This is a genomic window from Streptomyces sp. NPDC029466, from assembly GCF_055574515.1.
The window spans coordinates 1-2,028 of sequence record NZ_JBVHZH010000118.1 but is presented as its reverse complement, the minus strand read 5'-3'; the positions used below and the strand labels follow the sequence as shown (position 1 = coordinate 2,028).

The 2,028-nt window shown below is 66.3% G+C and carries 2 protein-coding genes and 1 pseudogene; 2 read left to right on the top strand and 1 reads right to left on the bottom strand.

Annotated elements, in window-relative coordinates:
• Window positions 1-691: pseudogene (locus tag ACZ4XD_RS37370) on the top strand (hypothetical protein); the annotation flags it as partial.
• Between the two features lie 186 nt (window positions 692-877).
• On the opposite strand, the gene ACZ4XD_RS37365 reads toward ACZ4XD_RS37370, so the two are convergent.
• Window positions 878-1,549 (bottom strand): TRADD-N-associated membrane domain-containing protein, encoded by a 672-nt coding sequence (locus ACZ4XD_RS37365; RefSeq protein ID WP_468050023.1) that lies wholly within the window; start codon window positions 1,547-1,549, stop codon window positions 878-880.
• Window positions 1,550-1,683: 134 nt separating this feature from the next.
• Between ACZ4XD_RS37365 and ACZ4XD_RS37360 the strand changes: the two genes are divergently transcribed.
• Window positions 1,684-2,028 (top strand): hypothetical protein (locus ACZ4XD_RS37360; protein ID WP_468050021.1); only part of this gene is annotated, 345 nt, incomplete at its 3' end.

Here is a 2,028-nt window from a genome sequence, read left to right as displayed (position 1 = left end):
CGGATTCGGCCTCAAACGCTGCCACTACGTCACCGACGAAGGCCGCGAGTTCCAGCTGGTCCCGGACCCCGACTCGACCGAGGGGCGCCGGGCGCGCCTCGACCGAGCGCCCCCCGTGCTCAGCCGCACCATCGGTTTCCTCTCGCTGTGCGAGCCCGTCACCGCCCCGGCCGTCCTCGTCCCACAACTTGCCGAGCCGCTCACCAAATCCGAGGCCATCGCCCAGCACACCGGGACCTTCACCTCGCCCATCGACATGCCGAAGTGGGGCAACATCGCCATCGGCGTCGCCACCTTGACGGCCAGCCCAGAACGGGCACTGCGACTGCGCCACAGCCACCTGCTGGACGGCGCAGCAGACAGAACGAGGAGAGAGACCCGATCGATTCACCCGTCATCCCTCCCCTGCTCTCCCTCGCCCAGCTCCACCCGGCACGGGCCACGTACCAGGATGACGCGGCACCCGGGCCGATGGTTCACGAGGGTGCGCGGGCACATCGGCTCCTCGGGCTTACGTGGTCGTTGGGGGGGAGACCTGCTCGACGAAGAGGCCGGCGGCGTGAAGGGCGGGCCGGTGCGTTGGCGCCACGCCGCCTGGCCGAGCCTGTGCCTGACCGCCGTGGGCAAGCGGGAAGACATGCGCGCCCTTCCCTGCACGGGCAGTGACGCACAGCTGTGGTGGCAGAAGTAACGCACGGTCGAGAACATCAACCGGCACAGCGGCGGCCACTCAGTGCGCCTTCGCGCCGCCAACGGCAACTACCTCGCCGCCAAGGACTACGGCTCCGGCGACCGGACCAACCTCGTCCTCCGCCCGCACGGGTCCGCCGCCGACCAGCGCCCATGAACCTGGGGGCTGTCAATCTGCTGCTGTTCCTCAGCGCGGGGAGTCGGGGGCGCTTCCGTCGCCGAAGAGGTTCATGGAGTCGTGAATATCCTTCAGGTCAGCAGAAGCGCCGCTCAGCTCCAGAGCAACGGCCGCCGTCAAGTTGTCCCGGAGGAGTGGCTGCTGTACCTGCTCGATGAGCGCCAGTGACCGTGCCGCTCGGACACTCTTCTCTGCGTCGTCACGTAAGTCAGCCAGTACTCGGAACATCATCCGTCTCTCTTCCGCCCGATTCCGGAAGAAGAAGAACGACAGCACCTGCGAAAAGGCACCGGCGGCGGTCATGACGACAGCCAGCGCCATGTCGTCCGAGCGAGAGACGCCGACCGCGATCCCGGCAGCGATGATCACGTATCCCAGGATTGCGGCAATGATCGCTGCGAAGAAACTGACGTCAGCCCTTCGACCTACCTTGTTGTAGTACGTCTCCAGGACGTCAGAGAGTGGGTCTTGCCGTGCCGTCGGCACTTCTACCGGAAGCGGGAGGGGAACCGTCTGCCCGGAGTCCTCTCCTGCCCCCTCGGGACCGGCCTTCGTATCGGCTTCTGGCGCAGGAGTTGCTGCCTGGGCCTGTTTCGTGGCCTGAAGTCTCCTCCAGGCATCCCGGGCCGCCAGACTCGCAGCCTGAGCTGCAACCGCCGCCAAGATTTCTACCCCTGCCACGGCCTCCCCCTTGGCTCATTCGTGCCGACAGGTTAGCTGTTCATATGCGCCGAATGTGCTGTGTCGCGGCAAACGACTGCTCGTGAGCAGCCACGCCAGGCCGGATGCACCCGGACCGGCGAGAAGAACTCACCATGCAGATCGCCGAACTCGAAGACAAGCTCGCCAACACCGCCCAGAGGGACGTGCTCAGCAGTCACCTGTCCTTGGTCAACCAGAAGATCCAGGCCAAAGCGAAGGCCCTGAAGCTGGAACACCGAAACGTCCCCATCCGCTTGGATCCTCAAGCGCTGACGCTCATCGCCAACACCCGACGCGGGCCCACAAGATGTCCCCGATCGTCGGCGAGGCACTCGATCTCCGCGACCAGTCCCGCGGCCACTGGTCGGTGGTCGCTTTCTCATCCGGCACACCCCAGCATCCTGGCAGCCCCCGCACCCACCCGAGCTCCGGCGCTGCGTAGCAACTGCGTTACGCGC